Here is an 18,353-nt window from a genome sequence, read left to right as displayed (position 1 = left end):
CCGGTGTTGCTGCTACCTTCCCACGAGGCCCATGTGTTGATCGTTGTAGCGGTTGCCCTGTACCCCGATCCTGCTCGCCACGGCATCCAGATCGGCCACTTCATCAGCGGAGAGCGCGACGTTGGTTGCGGCCGCATTCTCTTCAAGCCGTTCCCGACGTCGTGTGCCCGGGATCGGGACAATCCACGGCTGCTGCGCGAGAAGCCATGCCAGCGCGATCTGTCCGGGTGAGGCACCTTTCGAGGCCGCAAGTTCGGCCACGTGATCCACGAGCGCCTGGTTAGCCGCGCGGTTTTCTGTGGTGAATCGAGGGATAGTGCCGCGGACGTCACCCGGCGAAAATTGGGTGGACGGATCCACGGTGCCCGTGAGGAATCCCTTGCCGAGTGGACTGAACGGGACAAAGCCAATGCCGAGTTCCGCGAGCGTTGGGAGCACCTCCGGTTCCGGATCCCGTGTCCACAACGAATACTCACTCTGGACAGCGGTCACGGGGAAGACTGCATGGGCTGCACGAATAGTGGTGGCGGAGGCCTCGGACAGCCCGAAGTGGCGTACTTTGCCCTCTTGGACCAGCTCGCCCACAGCTCCCGCGACGTCCTCGATTGGCACGTTTGGATCAACACGGTGCTGATAAAAGAGGTCCAGGGTCTCCACGCCAAGCCTGCGGAGTGACTCGTCCGCCACTCGCTTGATCCGTTCAGGAGAACTGTCCAGGCCAACGGACTTGCCGTCTTCGATGCGCCAGCCGAATTTCGTGGCAATGACTACCTGGTCCTTGATAGGAGCAAGCGCCTCGCCGACGAGTTCTTCATTGACGAACGGCCCGTAGACCTCGGCCGTGTCAAAGAAGTTGATACCAAGATCCACCGCTTCACGGAGTACCTTGATCATCGCCGTCCGGTCCCCCGGGTTGGGGCCGTAGCTTTGGGACATCCCCATGCAGCCAAGACCGATGGCCGAGACCTTCAACCCTTGCCCAAGTGTCCGTGTGTGCATGATGCCTCCCGTTGCTTTAAGTGAGTGGATCCAGTCAACAACGTTCTCGACTCATATGGGAGGTACTGACGTAAGGGGTACTGCCAGTGCCTTACTACGCGTTGTGACCCGGCTTATGGCGGCCCACCCGCTGCTCCTGATAATTTTCGATACAGATAGCTCGCCCACAAGCCCTGAATGATTGGTGGTGTTTCCCGTGCCCGCATTCATGGCGCACGCCCGGGAGCTCCATAGATTGGGGCCGGCGAACAACGACCGCCTCTCGGCGGTTCGGGTAGCCCTCAGTGTCGCCGTACCCGGGCTGGTCCTGATTCTGGTAGGCCGTCCGGACCTCATGATGTATGCGGTGTTCGGCGCGCTCACTGGAATGTACGGACGCAACGAAACCCACCAACTGCGGCTCAAACACCAAGCCCAGGCCGCGCTGGTTCTGGTTGGCGGACTCACCATTGGCGCGTTTCTTTCCGTAAACCACATCCACTCCTGGTGGCTGGTGTTGGTGGCGACGCTCTTTGCGGGTGCGGGTTCCTTATATGCAGACGCCGTACGGCTTAAACCGATCGGGCCGTTCTTCGGCATCCTCGCGTTGGGGGCGTGCGCGTCGGTTCCCACGAGCGTTCCGTTCCTGACGGCGGTGCTGATCGGTGCGGCTTCGGCAGCGTTTTCGATTCTGGTCGGATTCGCTGGCTGGCTTCGGCACCGAAAGTGGGAGCCGGGCGCTGCCCGCAGTGTCCCTGTCTTCCGCGGACCCCTACGGCAATCTGCCCTTGTTCATGCGGCCCGCTACACTCTCGCTGTCGGTGCTGCCGGGGTGTGTGGGGTTCTGAGTGGGAGCGGCCATCCGCATTGGGCCATGGCCGCAGCTGCCGTGCCGTTGGCAGGGGCGGACCTCCCGAGCCGCGTCCACCGTGGCATCCACCGCGTCGTGGGGACGTTCCTGGGGTTGGCGGTAGTCGCCGTCGTACTTTTCCCAACTCCGTTGTCACCGCTGCAGTATTTCCCCGGCCACGCTGCCGTGGTCCTGGCCGTTGTGGTGGTCCTCTGCCAGTTTCCCACTGAGCTGTTCATGGCGCGGCACTATGGCTGGGCCATGGTGTTCTTCACGCCCGTGGTCCTGCTGATCGCCCAACTGGCGTCGCCCATGGATCCGGGCGTGCTCGTGACGGAGAGGGCCGTTGAAACGTTCGTTGGAGCGGTGATTGGAATCGCGGTAGCGGTGCTGGTCAGGGCACCGCGCGCTGCGGTTACTAGGGCTGCAGGGGCCGGCGCGGCGGTCCGGAAGTAAGCTTCGCCGGCAGGACACGCGCAAAGAAGCTCACCACTTTGTATCGACGTGTCGGGATGGAAACAGCCTTGCCCTTGGCGTTGTCCTCCAGCCCTTCCCGCACCACGCGCTCGGCGGTGAGCCACAGGAATGCCGGCGCCACGGACTTATCCATGCCCATGCGGTCATGGAATTCGGTGTGGGTGAAGCCAGGGCACACCGCTGTGACCTGCACGCCCGACTTCCCATACGCAATATTTGCCCAACGGCTGAACGTCACCTGCCAGGCTTTGGCCGCCGAGTAGGTTCCCCTGTTGGCGAAGGCTGCGACGCTCGCAACGTTGATGATCCGGCCTTTTCCACGAGCCAGCATGACTTCAAGCGCCGCGTGGCACAGCTCCATGGGTGTCTGCACGTGGAGGCGGAGATGCCGCCTTTCGTCCTCCAACTCGTTCTGCTCGAACGACTTCAGCAGTCCGATTCCGGCGTTGTTGACCAGGACATCCACAGGTCGAGCAGCGTCCCGCAAGCGATCGGCCACCAAGGAAACCCCGACGTCGGTCGTCAGGTCGGCGGACAGAACCTCCGCCGAGATACTAAAGTCGCGTTCGAACTCCTCGGCCTTTTCCTTGAGGCGTTCTTCATCGCGGGCTACCAGGACGAGGTGGTGTCCGGCTTCGGCGAGCTGGCGCGCGAATTCCGCACCGAGCCCAGCCGTGGCACCAGTAACCAGGGCGGTGAGTTCATTGGCTCGAGTCGTCATGCGCCTAGACTATGCGCTGAACGCCTCCGGCGCCCTGTCTTTTCTTCAGAGGGTCGAGTGCTCTTCGTCAGAAGATCAAATGCTCTTCGTCAGAGGGTATCGCCTGCTCTTCGTCAGAGGATCGCCTGCGCGGCTTGGTGGCGATGATGGCCAGCACTATCGAACCGGTGATGCCAAGGATCCACCAAGGGAATCCGGGGTCTGTTGTGGTGGACGGCAGGGTGCGGGGTCCCTCAGCGCTGGTGGGTGCGGTGGTTCGTTCGCCGCGAACAAGTAGCCGGTGGCTGTTGATGCCTTTGGGCGTGCAGGTAATGAGTGTGAGGTAATCCTTGCCCTCAACCTTGCGCAGGGCCTCAGTTTGGTCGGGCAGTACCGTGAGGATTTGGTCGACCTTGTAATAAAGGGTTTCATCGAGCACGTTGATGCTGAAGACGTCACCTTCATGGACTTTGTCCAGGTCGTCGAAAAGGGTGGCGTTTACGAACCCTGAATGAGCGCTCAAAACACTATGAGTGCCTTTGCCGCCCACGGGCAGCGCGGAGCCGAAGAGGTGGCCGGCGCCTTTCGAGAGGGTGTCCTCGTCCGTGCCGTGGAAGATGGGCAAATCGGCGTGGATGGACGGAATGCTGATGCGGCCCATCATGCCTCCAGGACCGACAGCCAGCATCTCCTTATACGCCTCGGAGCCGGCACCGATGGTGGTTTGTTCCCCTGCTTCATTCAAGGAGTAAGGGTCGCGCAGAGGTCCCGAGGGCAGTTCTTCATTGAACTCCCGGGCCTGGTCGAGGAGGGACTTCTTCGCGGAGGGGTTCATGGTCTGGACAGAATCCACATAGCCGCTGATCTCGGTGGCATGGACCCGATCCGAGAACCAGGCCGCGGCCGTGGGATAAAGCAGGATTCCGACGCCGATGACCGCGACCAACACGATCAGGAGCCGTTGGCGGCTCCACGGTCCGGTCAGATGCCCGAGTCCACGACGGGTGCGGGTTGGTGCCTGTGTCATCAAAATCCTGTAGCTGGGTGAGTCGGTTATGAAGAGTGAAAGTGGAATGCAAGTGGGGAAGAGCGCGTGGTTGGCGTTCTTCCCCACTTGGGGTTCCTGTGGGGGCCGCGGGTAGCGGCCCCCGCAGTGTTGCTTACCGGTTAGTGGTGCTACCGGTTGCGGTGGTGCTGGTGTTAGTTGTTGCTGGTGCGGCGGTTGCGGACGAACATCAGGGCCGCACCGACGACGAGGAGGGCACCGGCTGCGTAAAGAATGCCGGTTCCCACGCCACCGGTCAGCGGCAGCTGGAAGCCGCTGTTGGAGGGGATGTTCTTCACTTCAAGGTCGATACCGACCGTCGTGCTGGTGCTGTTGATCAGGAAGGAGACCGGCTCGGCGAGCAGTTCATAGCCTGCCGGGGCGGTGGTCTCTACCAGGTAGTACGTGCGGTAGTCCGGGGTTCCGGGTGCCAGGGCGGCGCCGTTGGCCCAGTCCGAGTACCGCAGGCCCGAGATCGTCAGGGTGCCGTCAGCGGCGACGGTGAAGACCGTCTGGCCGTTGAGGTCAACCGGGTTCGTCCCGGCCTGCGCGTCAGCCTGGTTGGTGTAAACCGAGAAGGAAGCGCCGGCAAGGGCTGCACCGTTCTCGTTGACCTTCTGCAGCGTCATTTCGCCCCACTTGGTCACGACCGGGGGCGTGACGATCGGGCCGCCGGGCTGGCCCGGGGTGGTGGTGAAGCTGGCAGCGTTCGGGTACACGACGGCTTCGTTTTCGATCTCACCGATGGTGTTGACCTTGGTGTTCACCATGACCTGCACACGGGTGTCGGTATGTGCAGCCAGTTTCGCACGGCCGGCGGTAGTGAAAACAACTGAGACGGTGTTGGTCGCGGCGTCGAAGCTCACGGTGTAGTCCGTGCTTGCCGTGATGGGCGTGCCGTCAACGAGGGTCGCGGACGCGCCGACGTAGGTCAGTTTCGGGTCCAGGACGTCCACGATTTTGTAGCCATCGATGACGGCTTCGTTCGGGATGTCACCGGTGATGGTGAAGTCGATCTGGTCCCCGAGCTTGACGTCAGGGGCGTCCGTGACGGTCTTCTCGGCCCCGGCAACGGAGTTCTTCGGGTAGACGTGGACGTCGTAGATCCAGTTGTCCTTGTTATCCGGGTCCGTCAACGGCACGGACACCAGGAACGGTGCCGACGGCGTCACACCGGCGGGGTAGTTCGTTTCCGTCACCAGGTACAGGCCCACCGGCAGTGCGGTGAAACCGGCGGTCCCGGCAGCGTCGGTGGTTTTCGCCTGGGCAGCGCCCAGGGTGTACCCGGCGCCAGTGATCGAGCCCGCGGGGTTGGCCGGGGCGAACACGCCCGAGAGGTTGTGCGCGGCGTCCCAGCCGGCGTTGGTGGACAGGTCGATGGTGTTGACCTGCTGGATCGTGAACTCGATACCGGCCAACGGTGTCAGGCCGGTGGTGTCCACGGACGTGCCGTTGTTCGGCAGGCCCGTCGGGGTGGCGGGGCGTTCGAACTTGTGGACCGTGATCGAACCGGTCTTGTCCCCATCAACCAGGGGCGCAGCCGAGGCCGGGGCCACGGAGAAGGACATCGCCAACACCGCCCCGGCGATCGTAGCGGCGGCGGTCTTCCAAAGCCGCCCGGTGTGGTGATTACTCACTTGTTTCCTCTTTCATCGTGATGATTTTTCAAACTGGTAGTGCTCGGAGATGGACATGCACCGCCCCACCCCACAAACACGCGGCGGGGATTGGGGGGAACTCTTCTAGGTGGTGATGGGCTCGTTCCGGCGGCGGCGGTTGGCGGCCAGGGTCAGGGCGAGGGCGGCCAGCAGCAGGGCTGATCCGGCGGTGGTGAAGGGCCACCAGCCGATGCCGCCAGACTCGGGCAGCTTCAGGGCCGGCACGTCCCGGACCGTGAGCAGGAAAATCCCGTCTCCGTCGGCGTCCGTGCTGGTCACGACCCCACTACCGGCGCCCTGGCCTTGGGAACCCTGGCCCAGGGTCACGGCACCGGTGGTGGCGAGGGTGAACTTCACCGGTTCGGCGAGCAGGCTGAACCCGGCCGGGGCCTTGGTTTCTGCAAGCCAGTACGTTCCGGGCTGGATTCCTTCGAGTTGGAACCGGCCGGTTTGCCCGGCCACGGCGGTGACGGCCGGGCTGGCCAGGAGGGCGCCGGGGGCGCCGTTGTTGTCCACGTGCACGGCCCAGGTGGAGCCGGCCATCGGGACCCAGGTGCCGCCGGAGGACTCGCCGATCTTCTCGATCAGGACCTTGCCCGGGGTGCGGTGGGTGGTGGTGCAGTCAGGGCCCGGCCCGCTGGAGCCTGGTGCACACGTCTGGGGCGGAGTGGTGGTCGCCGTGCCCGTCACCATGTTGACAAGCTCCTTGTTCCACGCCCCGGTCTTGACCACGACGCTGTACTTCAGGGTGGCTGTCTGCCCGGCAGGCAGGGTAAACGCCGCGGTGCTCAGCAGGGTGGAGGGCGGCACCGGGTTGGCGACCGCCACGGGTGTTCCCGTGCCGATCACCAGGGTCGCGGAACCGGACACGAACGTCGCGTCATCCAGGACCTCCCCCAGGTTGTCCTTCAGCACGACCCCGGTGATGGTGCCGCTGACACTCGTAGCCGTGACCGTGTACACGATGGTCTGCCCCGGGCTGACGGACCCGTTCGCGGGAACCGCCCCGTTGACCGTGGCGGTCTTTTTGATCTTCCACGCCGCCGGTGCTGTGACCTGCGCGTCATCGACCGCCGTGACGGGCAACCCCAAGGGCGGGTTTCCAGTGACCTTCGCCGTGTTGGTCAGCAACGCCGTCGTGACATCCGGCGCCGTGACCACATACGTTGCAGTCGCGGTCACGGACTGCCCGGGCAACAACACACCGGGAAGGCCAGGCCAGGCATAGGACAGGGCCGACATCGTGCCGGTTCCGGAGAACTGCGTCTCGGCGATGACCACCGAGGTCAGCGTCACGTTGCCCGTGTTTTTCGCCACGAACGTGTACGTGGCCGTTTCACCGGCCACCAGCGTGGTCTTGTTCACCGTCTTCACCAGCGTGATCGCCGGAGCAGCGGCCGGAGCGACCGTGAAGATGTAATCCTCCACTTCGCCGGAATCGGAGGGTCCGATCGGGAGCTGGACCTGGGCGGTGGCGTAGCCGATCCGGAACCGCGCATACGTCGTCCCCGCAGTCACGGGAGCGATCGACGTCCAGGTCAGTGTGGCGGTCGTGGCACCCGCCAAGAAGGAAGCGCAGGCGCGCTCGGCAGTGTTATTGAAAATCCCGTCCTTGTTGAAATCAATCCACCCACAGGTCATGCCTGCTTTACTGGCCCCGCTGATCGCCACCGTTGTCGAGTAGCTCGTAGCACCCTGCACCATCGGAGCCAGCACCACGCCGTCGTCCATCAGGTCCTGGGCCGCCGTCAGACCCGCATTCGGCGAGGCGGTGCCGTTGGCAACCGTCGCGTTGTCCTCAGTGACGTTCGGCCCAAGAGTCACGTCCGACAGAACAGCCCGGGCAGCACTGCCTTGGTCATAACTGGCCGGAGCATCACCGAAATCCTGCAGAGCGCTCATCGCAATGACGAAGTTGTCCTGGTTGTGGTCTCCGATGTGTGTGATGTCGTTGTCGGTGTAACCGGGCATCGTGCTGCTGACTGGAATGAAGACGCTGCTGATGTTGAAAGTCAACGTGGTCACGATGCCGTTGATGCGGACCGATCCACATCCTGCCGTAGCCTGTGCGTCGACAGGGTCGGGTGTGCCGGTCTGCACACTCGTATTACACGCCGTTCCGGCATTGTTGTTGCTAGTAGTGATGGCGTTGTTTGCCACCGAAAGGTTGCCACCCGACAGCTTGGTCATCGTCAGGCCTGGGGTTGCGAGGTTAAGGACGGCGCTCAACTGGGATTGTCGGTCAACACTCCCGTTGTCAGTTTCATCCAAGTCGACCTCTCCGCCGAGGCCAGCGATGTTGAGCACGGGATTCCTCACCGGCTGGCTGAACGCGATCGTGACGGTCCCCAAGCCGCTACAGGGGCCGGTTGCCGCGCAATTATTGACTGCGTGGGTGGCGAATTCAACAGCAGGGGCCCCTGTTCCTACGTTTTGTGAGAAATCAGAGGCCACATATCCACGGCTGCCGATCGTTGACCGGCCCACCATGTAGGTATAACCCGACTGGCCATAGGTGGTGGTCAGACCAGACCCAGGCATGGAAAGTGTGGCGACAGTACCGGGACCATTGAGGGTCGCCGGGGCGGTCGCGATCTCGTAAGCCTGAGCCGGTGTCCCGAAGCCCAGCGTCCCGAATGAAAGCCCTCCCAGGACCATCATCAACGCGGCAACGAACGCCGTAATCTTCCCAACCGGATACTTCAAGGGGTTCCTTCCAAAGAACAGTGACCCGGTCGACCCCTCAACCGACGAGCAAGACAGTTACATCAAGAGAGACCATCCATTTGCGTCCGGCAGGGTTGGTCTCCAGTCAATGAGTGCGGCGTGGGAAAAGTTCATGCCGCAAAAAGCGAAAACTTTTTCTGGCCGCGGATGGAACCTTGTCCAAGGGAGAACGATGTCCAGTATTTGGACGAAATTGCGTCATGACTTGGCGCTCAATGGCACTCATTGGACATGAAAGATCAACGCGCTCATCTGAAAATCGAAAGCAGGTCCTTACAGCTCCGTGGGCGCTGGCGACAACGTAGTGAGCAAGCAGGATGGCTATTCCCGGGTGATTGGCTCGTTCCTGAAGTCGAGGACATGCTGAAGACCCAAGCGGAGGGTGGTGAGCTGCAAATGTCTGCCAAGAATCTCGGGGCGTCCCGTGCTTATCACGGCGTTGGAGTCCGCGAAACCATGCAGGATTTCAGTGCCTTTTTCGAAGCGGCAGGCGTGCCGGCTGATGACGGCTCCATGCGGGATCTCGTCGAGGGATGGGCAATGGAAAATGAACGTCTTGAACCGTTCTCCTGCACCGACGTCTATACAGGGCTTGCAACCATGGCGCACTTCGAAAGGCTGATCCATGAAATGTCGCTCGGCCGCAGCGCCGGGCGGAGAAGCCACACGATAGCAACCCTGCACCTCGAATGGTCTGAGGGCGGCAAACTGCTTAATTGGGACATGTTGGCGGAAATGGGAAACATATGCCGAGGCGAATTAGCGGCAGTGGACGCCACTGCCGCCTACCATCGCGGCAGCATTCACACGTTGATGAGCCGCAAGCGGGAGAGCTACAAGGCGTTGTTTCGCTGTCTGCAACTCATTGACCGGCTACACGAGGGCATTGGGCGGCGCACGCTCGTGGAATTTTTGGATCTTCCCAGCTCCCGAGCTGAGTGCGACCGGGCCATGGCAGGCCTCCGCTATAGACGGTCAGCCTGATAAAAGGAATGACACGGAATTAGGAAATGCTGCGAAGCCGTGCCCACTTTCGCAACACGATTTAGCGGCAACTAGTACTACATAGGCGTGGCAGCTGCCTGGGGTCGGATCAGGCAGCCAGTCACGAGGAGGCGCCACCGGATGAAGCAATTTTTCCCGGCGGCGCCTCCGCCAATTTTCCACTTAATCGAACTTTGCCAATGGATTGGCCAGGCGGCCAGCCATCTGCAATCCACAGGACGGATCCGAGATATCGAGCATCTGCTGGTTGTTCCGCAGCTGCAGCCGGTTAAGGCAGGACAACTCGAAGTCAGCAGCGAACAGATCATGCATGGCGAATTGGTCCGCTAGTTCCGGATGCCGTTCCTGATATTCGCGAACCACGGCAGCTGCCGTCCCCCAGAACTCGTCTTCGCGCAGGGTCCCGTCCTCCACAAGGATGGCCCCGAGGAAACGGAAGATGCAGTCGAACACGTCAGTGAAGATCGCGAGGACCATTTCCTCGGCAGGGATCTCAGCCTTGATGCGGGAGACTTCCTCGGGCAAGTCCAGCCGGTCCCCCATGACCACGATTTCCTCGGCAATGTCCTTCATGACGGCCCGTACCGGCACGCCGTCCTCGAGGATCAGGATGACATTCTCGCCGTGAGGCATGAACGCGAGCTCATACTCGTAGAGGCAGTGGATCAACGGAACGAGGTAGGCCTCGAAGTAGCGGCGCAGCCACTGAGTTGGAGCCAAACCTGAGCGTTGAATCAGGGATGAGACCAGGGATGCCCCGGAGGAATCCACATGCAACAAGGACGCCATGGTGGCCAACTGCTGGCCGTCCTTGAGCATCGGAAGGGGACTTTCCCTCCACAGAGCCGAGAGCATCTTCCCGTATGGAGAGCCCTTGGCCGATGCAGCCTCGTAATAGTGGTTGTAGTAACCGACGGCCGCCGTTTCACGGATCATGGCCAAGCCACGGTTCTGGAGCTCCTGGTCATTGCCGATCAGTTCCTGCAACCAATCGTTGATTGCCGGCGTTGCCTTCATGTACTGAGGAGAAAGACCACGCATAAAACCCATGTTCAGCACTGACAAGGCCGTTTTGACGTACGCCTTCGCCGGCGACGTGGTGTTGAAGAACGTACGGATGGACTGCTGCGCCTGGTAGGAGTCCTCGCCGCTGCCCAGGTTCACAATGTGCCGCTGGGCGATTTCTGCCGCGAACGTTACGGTGAGCTTGTTATCCCATTGCCAGGGATGCACCGGCATGAACAGGTAGTCCTCAGGATCAAGGCCGGAAGCGGAAAGGTCCGCGTTGAACCATGCCAGAGTTGCAGCTCCAAGTTCGGCCTCAAAATGCGTCCGGTAATCCAAACCTGCGCTGGACGTAAAGACGGCTTTGCTGCGATGAACGGCGATCCACTGAAGCTTGACCACGGCACCGGTTTCCGGCGCGAATGCATGGTAATCGGCGATGCCGAAACCCAGCCGGCCGTTGTTTGCAACGAAGCATGGGTGCCCCTCGGTCATGCTGTGCTCGATCGCCTGGAAATCGGCCGCCTGGTCCGTACCGCGGGTGATGCCCGCCGCCAGCTCGGCAGAGCTAAACGGCTTGCCCTGCTTGTAGGCGTGGCTGGCGAGTGTGCTGCTGATTTCCTCCAGGTAGACGGGCAGCATCTCTTGCCGGATGGCCAGTGCCTCGTGGAATTCCGTGATGAAATCCAAGGCATCCAGCGTCAGCTCATCGGTGCCGCGCAGCCGGGCAATCGACTCAGCAGACACGGACCAGTGTTCAAGCGCCAAGAGTCGCGCACGGAAGCGGTACTCAACGGTGGCGTCGTCGCTGACAACCTTGTAGAGCCCGACGCCGGCGCCCTCCTCACGGATCAGCTCCGGAACCAGGATGCGCTCGTGAGAGAACTCGGCGATCGCCTTGCGGACCAAGTGCCTGTTGGCGGCGGCCCAGCGCTCAGGAGTCAGGTGGGAAACGGAATCAACAGCCGGAGTGGTCACGGTATCGGCAGTAGTAGTCACAGGGAATCTCCTCTGGTCGCCGCGGCAGTCGCGGCCAGAATCGGGGTCAGGGTTGCGAGGAAATCCTCGCGCGTGCAGAAGCTCAGGAGCCCCTGCTTGTGGTCTTCGGCAGGATCGACGGCGGGAAGGGTCACCAGGACGTGCGGGCGGAAGCCCACCTTCTCGTTCAGCACATGGATCTTGTGGTTGCGGGCGTCAGGCTCGACGACGACCCGCCGGGTTGCGGGGTCGGCGAACAGTTCGGCCATCACCGAGTGCATGACGGCCGTGGTGTAGCCAGGCTGCGGGTCGCCACTGGGCGGAGAAACCAGGAGGTGCATTCCCACGTCACCGCCCTGGACCTCATAGACGTCCGCCAAGGGCGACGACTCCGGCCGGTACCGCTCCATGAGGAAAGCGGGCACGCCGTCGTCGAGCCCCAGGAACGCCTGGTGGTGACCCGATTCGGCGATTCGCGAGTACTCCTCCACAACGTCCTGCTCGGTGGCAGAAACCATGCCCCAGAACCGTGCGTACTCCTGACTTACCCAGCTGTGGAGGACGGGTGCGTCCGCTATGGGGTCGACCGGCCGGAACGTGAAGCTCATACAGCGGCTCCCACGGTATTCGGAACTGTTGAAGCAACTGGTGCCGGCGCACCGAACTGCTGGAACGCGATGCTCCGCTCGATCGGATAGACCTCACGGCCGGTCATTTCCCGCAGGATGCAGGAGTTGCGGTAGGCAGCCATGCCAAGGTCCGGCGTGACGAATCCGTGGGTGTGAAGCTCGGCGTTCTGGACGAAGATTTCGCCGGGTTCGACGCCGGTTCCATAGTTGCGCTCGACGTCGAAGCGGCCCTTGGCGTCGCGGCGGATCCGGTCCTGGATGCCGGCCAGGAAGGCGGGTTCCTTGTACGTGTAGCCGGTGGCGAGAACCACGGCTTCGGACTCCAAGCTGTAGTTGCGGCCGTGTTCCTCATGGTGCAACTGCAGTGTGTGGGTGCTCGTGAACGCGTCCCATTTCGCGGCTGTTAGCGACGAGTGGGTGTGCAGCTGCGTATCCACCATGCCGGAAAGGCTCTTGGTGTACAGGAGATCGTAGATATCGTCGATCAAGTCCGAGTTGATGCCCTTGTACAGGTTCTTCTGGCTCTTGATCAGGGAATCGCGCCGCTCCCCCGGCAGCGAGTGGAAGTAGTCCACGTACTCCGGCGAGGTCATTTCAAGGGTGAGCTTGGTGTACTCCAACGGGAAGAAGCGGCCCGAGCGGGTCACCCAGTTGAGCTGGTAGCCGTACACATCAATTTCCTGAAGGAGCTCGTAGTAGAGCTCCGCTGCACTCTGGCCGCTGCCGACGATGGTGATGCTGCGCTTGGACTGCAGCTCACTCTTCCTCGACAGGTACTCGGCGTTGTGGAGGACAACTCCGCCGCCGTCCATAATCCCTGCACAGGAGTCCGGGACATACGGCGAGGTACCGGTTCCCAGGACCAACCGGCGGGCGCGAAGCACCTCAGCACCATCCGGACCCTGCACCGAAAGGCGGTACACACCGTCGTCGTACGCCACATCCAGCACATCTGTGCTAAAACGGACCGACTCCAGTTGGCCCGCCACCCACTGGCAATACTGGTTGTATTCGGCGCGCAGCGGGTAGAAGTTTTCCCGGATGTAGAAGCGATACAGGCGTCCGGTCTGCTTGAGGAAGTTTAAAAACGAGTACGGCGACGTCGGATCGGCCAGGGTGACGAGGTCAGCCATGAACGGGACCTGCAGATGCGCGGGTTCAAGCATCATGCCGGGGTGCCAGTCGAAGGTTTCGCGACGTTCAAGGAAGACGCAGTCCAGGCCGTCAACCGGCTCACTTAGCGCGGCGAGACCCAGGTTGAAGGGCCCGACGCCGATGCCAGCGACGTCGTAAATCCTGCTGTTGTCCGGGGTGCTCACGCTGCAGCCTCCGTGGTGGCCGCAAGCAGGCTGGCGCCCGTCCGGCGGATAAGTTCGATGATTTCCTGGATGTCCCTCAGGGAGGCCTCGGCATTGAGGAGGGTGAATTTGAGGTAGTGGCGGCCAGCCACCTTGGTGCCGGCAACCACGGCTTCGCCCGAAGCAAAGATCGCTGCGCGGATGTCAGGGTTGAGGACGTCAGCGGCGTCCTCGTCCAAGATCACGCCGTCAACGGCCGGACGGTAGCGGAACACCAAAGTGCTCAACTGGGGTGTGGCGGCGAGTTCGAACTCGGCGTCATCCACCAACAGGGTTCCCACACGGCCGGCGAGGTCGATCGCTTCGTCGAACAGCGCACCAATGGCATCGGCGCCCATAGCGCGCAGGGTGAGCCACAGCTTCAGGGCATCAAAGCGGCGGGTAGTTTGGATGCTCTTGTCCACCTGGTTGGGAATTTCAGCCCTCGCGGCACTCTCTGGGTTCAGGTAGTCCGCGTGGTAGGTGACGTGGCGGATCATGGAGCCGTTGCGGACCAGGACTGCGCTGGAGCTGACAGGCTGGAAGAAGGTCTTATGGAAGTCAATAGTGATGGAGTCCGCCAGAAGGATCCCGTTCAGGAGGTGGCGGTAGCGGCCGGAGACGATGAGGCCTCCGCCGTAAGCTGCGTCGACGTGAAGCCAGGAATCAAAGGCCCGCACCAAGGCCGCCAGTTCGGAGAGCGGATCAACCGAACCAAAGTCGGTAGTCCCAGCAGTGGCCACGACCGCCATCGGCACCAAGCCGGCGTCGTGCGCTTCCGCCAAAGCAGCCGCAAGTGCGGTGGGATCCATGCGGTGATCGTCGGTGGTGGGAACGGAGATCACGGCATCGAAGCCGAGCCCCAGCATGGAAGCGGACTTCTGGATGCTGAAGTGGCTGTCTGCGGACGTGAAAATCCGGAGTCGGTCCAGGGCATGCGGCAGGCGCGCGTCGCCATTCGTGGCTCGGAGCTTTGCCACGGCGTGGTTGCGGGCGATCAGCAACGCCTGGAAGTTGGACTGGCTCCCACCTGAGGTGAAGACACCATCGGCATCGATGTCAAAACCGATCCGCCCCGCAGTCCAATCGATGAGTCGCCGCTCGATCATGGTGGCGCCGGCACTCTGGTCCCACGTGTCCATGGAGGAATTCATGGCCGAAAGTACGGCTTCACCAACCAAAGCGGGAATGACCACCGGGCAGTTCAGGTGTGCCGCGTAACGGGCATCGTGGAAGTAGATCGCGTCCTTGAGGTAGAGCTCGTCAAGCTCCTCCAGGGCAGCAGCCATATCCGGCAGCGGACGTTCAAGATCGATCGCACCAACCCTGGCCCTGAGTTCTGCATGCCCGACGCCGGTGAACGGCCGGGCTGTGCGCTGGACTTTTGTGGAGACAGCGTTGACTCCCTGAAGAACCTGCGCCACATAGCTGGGCGAATTTCGTGCGTTGAACAGCTGGTTTGTGGCAGCGAGGGCCAGTTCCACCTTGGAGCCAAAGTCCTGCTCCTGAGCGATCCGCTCTTCGACACTTGGTGACGTCACGTCAGCTTCCTTCCATCATTGGGCGCTAGTTAGCAAGGTAAGCCTTACTTAGGCTTACCTTTTCGTCAAACTTTTGTGATCTATTTCGCCTGATGCCCGTATTTTCGCCGAATGTGGGGAAGAGGACGCGTCATTGACTTTTGTTGGAAGCTGGCCCCGTGGAAAATACCCCGACCTATAGCCAAGAGCTGTAGAGTCAACGGCACAGAAACTCGACGGTTGGGGGACCAGTGGCTGACGACGTACACGAGCGGATCGGATTCCGCGAGATCGATGAACACGGGAATGCGGTGCGGGCAGTGAGTCCACACGAGCCGGAAGCCCCTGAACGGGGGCGGAGGCGGGTACTCGTGAACCCCTTCGTCGTGGCCCTTTGGGTGCTGGACGCTGGGTTGGTGTGGTTTTGCTTCTGGGCTTTCGACGCCGTCGCGGCAATGACCGGTCCGACGGCGCCAAGTCCTTCAGCCCAGGTAAACTTTATGGTCCTCCAGTCCGTGCCCTACGTGATTCCAGGGACCATCCTGGTCACGGCCGCCCTCCTGTTCTGGCACGCCTGGCAGTGGCAGAAGAAACGCTCCAGTACCTAGACCTGCGCCTGACTCCGGACAGCTTTGCGGCGTCCCATCACGAACAGGACCAGACCGGAAAGGATGAGGACAGCAACCGGCAGCAAGGTTAGAGTGACTCCCGTGGAGGCCAATGTTCCGGCCGATGAATTGGTAGCGGTGACGGACTCGCCGGGCTGACCCTGCTCCCCGGGCTGTTTCGAGACGGACGCATTCGGGACGGCCTGTGCAGTGGCCTCTCGTCCTGATTGAACTGCCAGCCGTTGGAAAGCCTCCGCGCTCTCCTTCTGCCCTGTCCGCGGGAATGCTATTGCCGTTGTGGCAGGATGCGTTGTTACCCGCCCGCCTGCCGACGACGTCCCCATAGCTGTTGCCGCGTTAGTGATGTTGCCCGCTTTGACGTCCCACCACGTGAGTTTGTAGCTTGCCGAAGCAGTCACAGTTTCACCAGGCAGCAGTTCACCGGCGACTCCGGGCCACGCGTAGGCCAGTGGCCCGCGTCCCCGCACTTGGTCCTCAATGGAGACCGCCTTGAGGGCGGCGTTTCCGGCGTTTTTCGCCATGAAATTATACGTGATGACCTGGCCCACCTGAGCGGGATCTCCCACCGCAGAGGCATCCGCAGTCGTGGAGAATTCCAGGCGCGCATCCGGTGACAGCGGTGTATCTGTAGTCACCGGCAACGAGGCCGTGAGGCCGCCGGCGCCTGGAACGCCGGCGAGCGCAGCCGAGTTGGCGACCTTACCGGCGTCGAGGTCTGTTTGGGTGATCCTGTAAGCAGCAACAGCGGTCAGTGTTTGCCCCGGTAGCAACTGACCTGGGATTCCGGGCCACGAGTATGCCAATTCCGGAAGTCCGGCAAGGGTGTTGTTGATGACCACATCCCTCAATGGCACGTTTCCACTGTTCGTTGCCCCAAAGCTGTAGCGAATCACATCCCCCACCTGCGCTGGCGAGTGGACAGCGGAGGCATCAGCGCCGTGAGTAAACCCGAGGCCGGGAAGGGCCGCAGCGGTGCCAGTCAAAATGCACGTGATGTCTGCGCCGGCGACGGGTGTAAGTGCAAACGGCCGGTCAACCGCCGCTCCCACAGGCAAATTCGGCTGCAGGCCAGCCGCGTCCGCACAGGTGATGCTCCGGAGGTAGTTGGACGGGATGGCGCCCGCTTCCGTGAGGTAATAGGTAGCGCCTGCGTCGGCCATAGTCTCACCTGTGACACCAGTACCCGCGGCGATGGCTGCCACAGATCCAGATGTAGTTGAGTGACCAATGGCATTCACCACGGGACCGGCAGGAGACCCCTTACGGATCTCCATTGTGAATTGGTCTGAGACGGCAGCGCGGGCGGTGGTCAGCGCCTTGCCCAGCGTAATCCGGGGAGCCCGGACCACAAGGGAAGCCGCTGCAGGAGGGTTCAAGTTGGTTGCAATGTCTGTGGATGCGCTGGAATAGGTGCCCTCGGCCGAAACTGTCACATCCACCAGGACGGTACACGAGGCCTGCCCCGGACGGAGGTCGCCGCCGGAAATCGAGAGGGTTCCGCTGCCCGCCTCTGCCGAGCGAAGGAAGGGGTCGGTTCCGGGAACCTGAACGCACGTTCCCCCGATGTTCGGATTCCCGGCGATCGTCAGTCCGGAAGGAAGCGCCTGGTTGATGGACCAGTCATGCTTCGCGTTGAGCTCGCTGGTATTGGTGACAGTGAGGGTGAGGGTGGATATCCCGCCGGGGCCCACCACTGAGGGTGTGAAGGATTGCTTCAATTGCGGAGTCACGTCCATCAGGCGCACATCGTCAAATGCGCCATCGTTCCCGTTGGTGGTGCCGTTGTTGTTCCACATTTCAAGCCCCAGGGAGTTGCCGGCGGCCTGGATCGCGGTGTTCGATGTCATCGAGTTGATGTTGACGGTCCTGGTGACGGTTCCTGGGTTTCCGCCGACGTCGCTGGTCACTTGTTGCTGGAATGAGTCCACGTTGGGATCGTCCGAGGTTTGGCACCCGTTAAGTGGATTCCCGATGGCTGTGACCGCCCCAGCACTATCGACCGTGGCGAATTGATAGGACGGATCGCCCGCAGCCAGGCCGCAATTCATGTACGCCGTATTCAGGCCAAAAGTGTAATAGTGGCCCGCGGTCACCGGGATGGGGCTCGCCGTCCTGAACATCACTCCATCCGTGGGACCGGACGGGATGGCATCGCACGCCGATCCGCTGGAACTGCTGGACGGGCATTCAGTGTATGAGCTGTTGACGTGATTTGTACTGGGAGAAGCTGGGGTGAACTGTTGACCCATGGCCAAGGCCAACATGCGCATGTACTGATAGCTGCGGATATCCGCGAGCTCGGAACACCTGTTGTCATTGCCTTCGGCCGCCGTTCCGGACTGCGCCCATCTGGGCGTGGTCGAATTCCGGTAGCTCAGGATAACGCCATTGCACCTGGAGGCGTCGATCCAAGCTGGAGAACCTGTGTACGACTGGCCGCCCTTGCCAACGTAATGCTTTGATCCGGGAGCGGAGTAGGACTGCGCACCCAGGGCGGAGTTGGGGCTACCGTGCTCGAAATTCTCCGAGAACACTACAGTGCCAGGCTGCGTAGCATCGGGCGTCGAGGATGTTGACGGGGTAGGTGGCTTTGATGGCGTTACCGCCTGCGCAGGAGAAAGTTGAAGGCCGCCCAGCGCTGAAGCAGCGGTAAGGGTGGAGAGAAGTATCACCAAGGTTCTGGCCAGGAGAGAATTCTTCACGGCTGTTGCTTATCTTTCCATCGTCCCCAAGCGCCCCAGGCTCAAGTCCCAGGCAGCTGCGCTTAGTGCTTCCGCTTCCAAGGAAGCCGATGCGCACAGATATTGTCAGCCTC

General features: G+C 61.8%; 13 protein-coding genes. 3 read left to right on the top strand and 10 right to left on the bottom strand.

Going from position 1 to position 18,353, the window contains the following annotated elements; genetic code table 11:
• Nucleotides 1–12: 12 nt before the first annotated feature.
• Complete coding sequence (locus VUN82_01370; GenBank protein ID XAS72537.1) at nt 13–999, bottom strand: aldo/keto reductase; 987 nt, start codon at nt 997–999, stop codon at nt 13–15.
• 187 nt (nt 1,000–1,186) lie between these two features.
• Here VUN82_01370 and VUN82_01365 point away from each other — a divergent pair, with 187 nt between their 5' ends.
• Nucleotides 1,187–2,284 carry an FUSC family protein gene (locus tag VUN82_01365; protein XAS72536.1) on the top strand — a complete coding sequence of 366 codons (1,098 nt, stop codon included), beginning with the start codon at nt 1,187–1,189 and terminating at the stop codon, nt 2,282–2,284.
• On the opposite strand, the gene VUN82_01360 is transcribed toward VUN82_01365, so the two are convergent.
• From VUN82_01360 to VUN82_01345, 4 genes are all read right to left on the bottom strand, one after another.
• Nucleotides 2,247–3,026, bottom strand: a complete 780-nt coding sequence (locus tag VUN82_01360; protein ID XAS72535.1) for an SDR family oxidoreductase — start codon at nt 3,024–3,026, stop codon at nt 2,247–2,249. The two genes, VUN82_01365 and VUN82_01360, sit on opposite strands and share 38 nt — an antisense overlap.
• Nucleotides 3,027–3,093: 67 nt before the next feature.
• Nucleotides 3,094–4,032 carry a class C sortase gene (locus tag VUN82_01355; protein XAS72534.1) on the bottom strand — a complete coding sequence of 313 codons (939 nt, stop codon included), beginning with the start codon at nt 4,030–4,032 and terminating at the stop codon, nt 3,094–3,096.
• 173 nt (nt 4,033–4,205) lie between these two features.
• A complete protein-coding gene (locus VUN82_01350; GenBank protein XAS72533.1) occupies nt 4,206–5,687 on the bottom strand; it encodes a SpaH/EbpB family LPXTG-anchored major pilin in 1,482 nt (493 codons plus the stop codon).
• Between the two features lie 105 nt (nt 5,688–5,792).
• Nucleotides 5,793–8,414, bottom strand: a complete 2,622-nt coding sequence (locus VUN82_01345; GenBank protein XAS72532.1) for a GEVED domain-containing protein — start codon at nt 8,412–8,414, stop codon at nt 5,793–5,795.
• A 252-nt stretch (nt 8,415–8,666) separates the two neighbouring features.
• Between VUN82_01345 and VUN82_01340 the strand changes: the two genes are divergently transcribed.
• Nucleotides 8,667–9,419: a hypothetical protein gene (locus tag VUN82_01340; GenBank protein XAS72531.1), complete on the top strand. Its 753-nt coding sequence runs from the start codon at nt 8,667–8,669 to the stop codon at nt 9,417–9,419.
• Between the two features lie 183 nt (nt 9,420–9,602).
• Here VUN82_01340 and VUN82_01335 read toward each other — a convergent pair whose 3' ends face one another.
• Genes VUN82_01335 through VUN82_01320 form a run of 4 tightly spaced genes read right to left on the bottom strand, consistent with a single transcriptional unit; the run spans nt 9,603 to nt 14,930 of the window.
• Nucleotides 9,603–11,444: an IucA/IucC family siderophore biosynthesis protein gene (locus VUN82_01335; GenBank protein XAS72530.1), complete on the bottom strand. Its 1,842-nt coding sequence runs from the start codon at nt 11,442–11,444 to the stop codon at nt 9,603–9,605.
• Nucleotides 11,441–12,031, bottom strand: coding sequence for a GNAT family N-acetyltransferase (locus VUN82_01330; protein XAS72529.1), 591 nt, complete (start codon nt 12,029–12,031; stop codon nt 11,441–11,443). The genes VUN82_01335 and VUN82_01330 overlap by 4 nt, the downstream gene beginning before the upstream one ends.
• Nucleotides 12,028–13,371: a lysine N(6)-hydroxylase/L-ornithine N(5)-oxygenase family protein gene (locus tag VUN82_01325; protein ID XAS72528.1), complete on the bottom strand. Its 1,344-nt coding sequence runs from the start codon at nt 13,369–13,371 to the stop codon at nt 12,028–12,030. Before VUN82_01325 ends, VUN82_01330 begins: the two co-directional genes overlap by 4 nt.
• On the bottom strand, nt 13,368–14,930 hold the full coding sequence (locus tag VUN82_01320) for an aspartate aminotransferase family protein (protein ID XAS72527.1): 1,563 nt from the start codon (nt 14,928–14,930) through the stop codon (nt 13,368–13,370). The genes VUN82_01325 and VUN82_01320 overlap by 4 nt, the downstream gene beginning before the upstream one ends.
• A gap of 230 nt (nt 14,931–15,160) precedes the next feature.
• On the opposite strand from VUN82_01320, the gene VUN82_01315 reads away from it, so the two are divergent.
• Nucleotides 15,161–15,517 (top strand): hypothetical protein, encoded by a 357-nt coding sequence (locus VUN82_01315; GenBank protein ID XAS72526.1) that lies wholly within the window; start codon nt 15,161–15,163, stop codon nt 15,515–15,517.
• Here VUN82_01315 and VUN82_01310 read toward each other — a convergent pair.
• The gene (locus VUN82_01310) at nt 15,514–18,240 is read right to left on the bottom strand and encodes a hypothetical protein (GenBank protein XAS72525.1); all 2,727 of its coding nucleotides are present in this window, start codon (nt 18,238–18,240) and stop codon (nt 15,514–15,516) included. The two genes, VUN82_01315 and VUN82_01310, sit on opposite strands and share 4 nt — an antisense overlap.
• Between the last annotated feature and the right edge of the window lie 113 nt (nt 18,241–18,353).

The sequence above is a fragment of the Micrococcaceae bacterium Sec5.1 genome (assembly GCA_039636795.1).
Lineage (GTDB): Bacteria > Actinomycetota > Actinomycetes > Actinomycetales > Micrococcaceae > Arthrobacter.
This window is presented reverse-complemented; position numbering and strand designations above follow the sequence as displayed.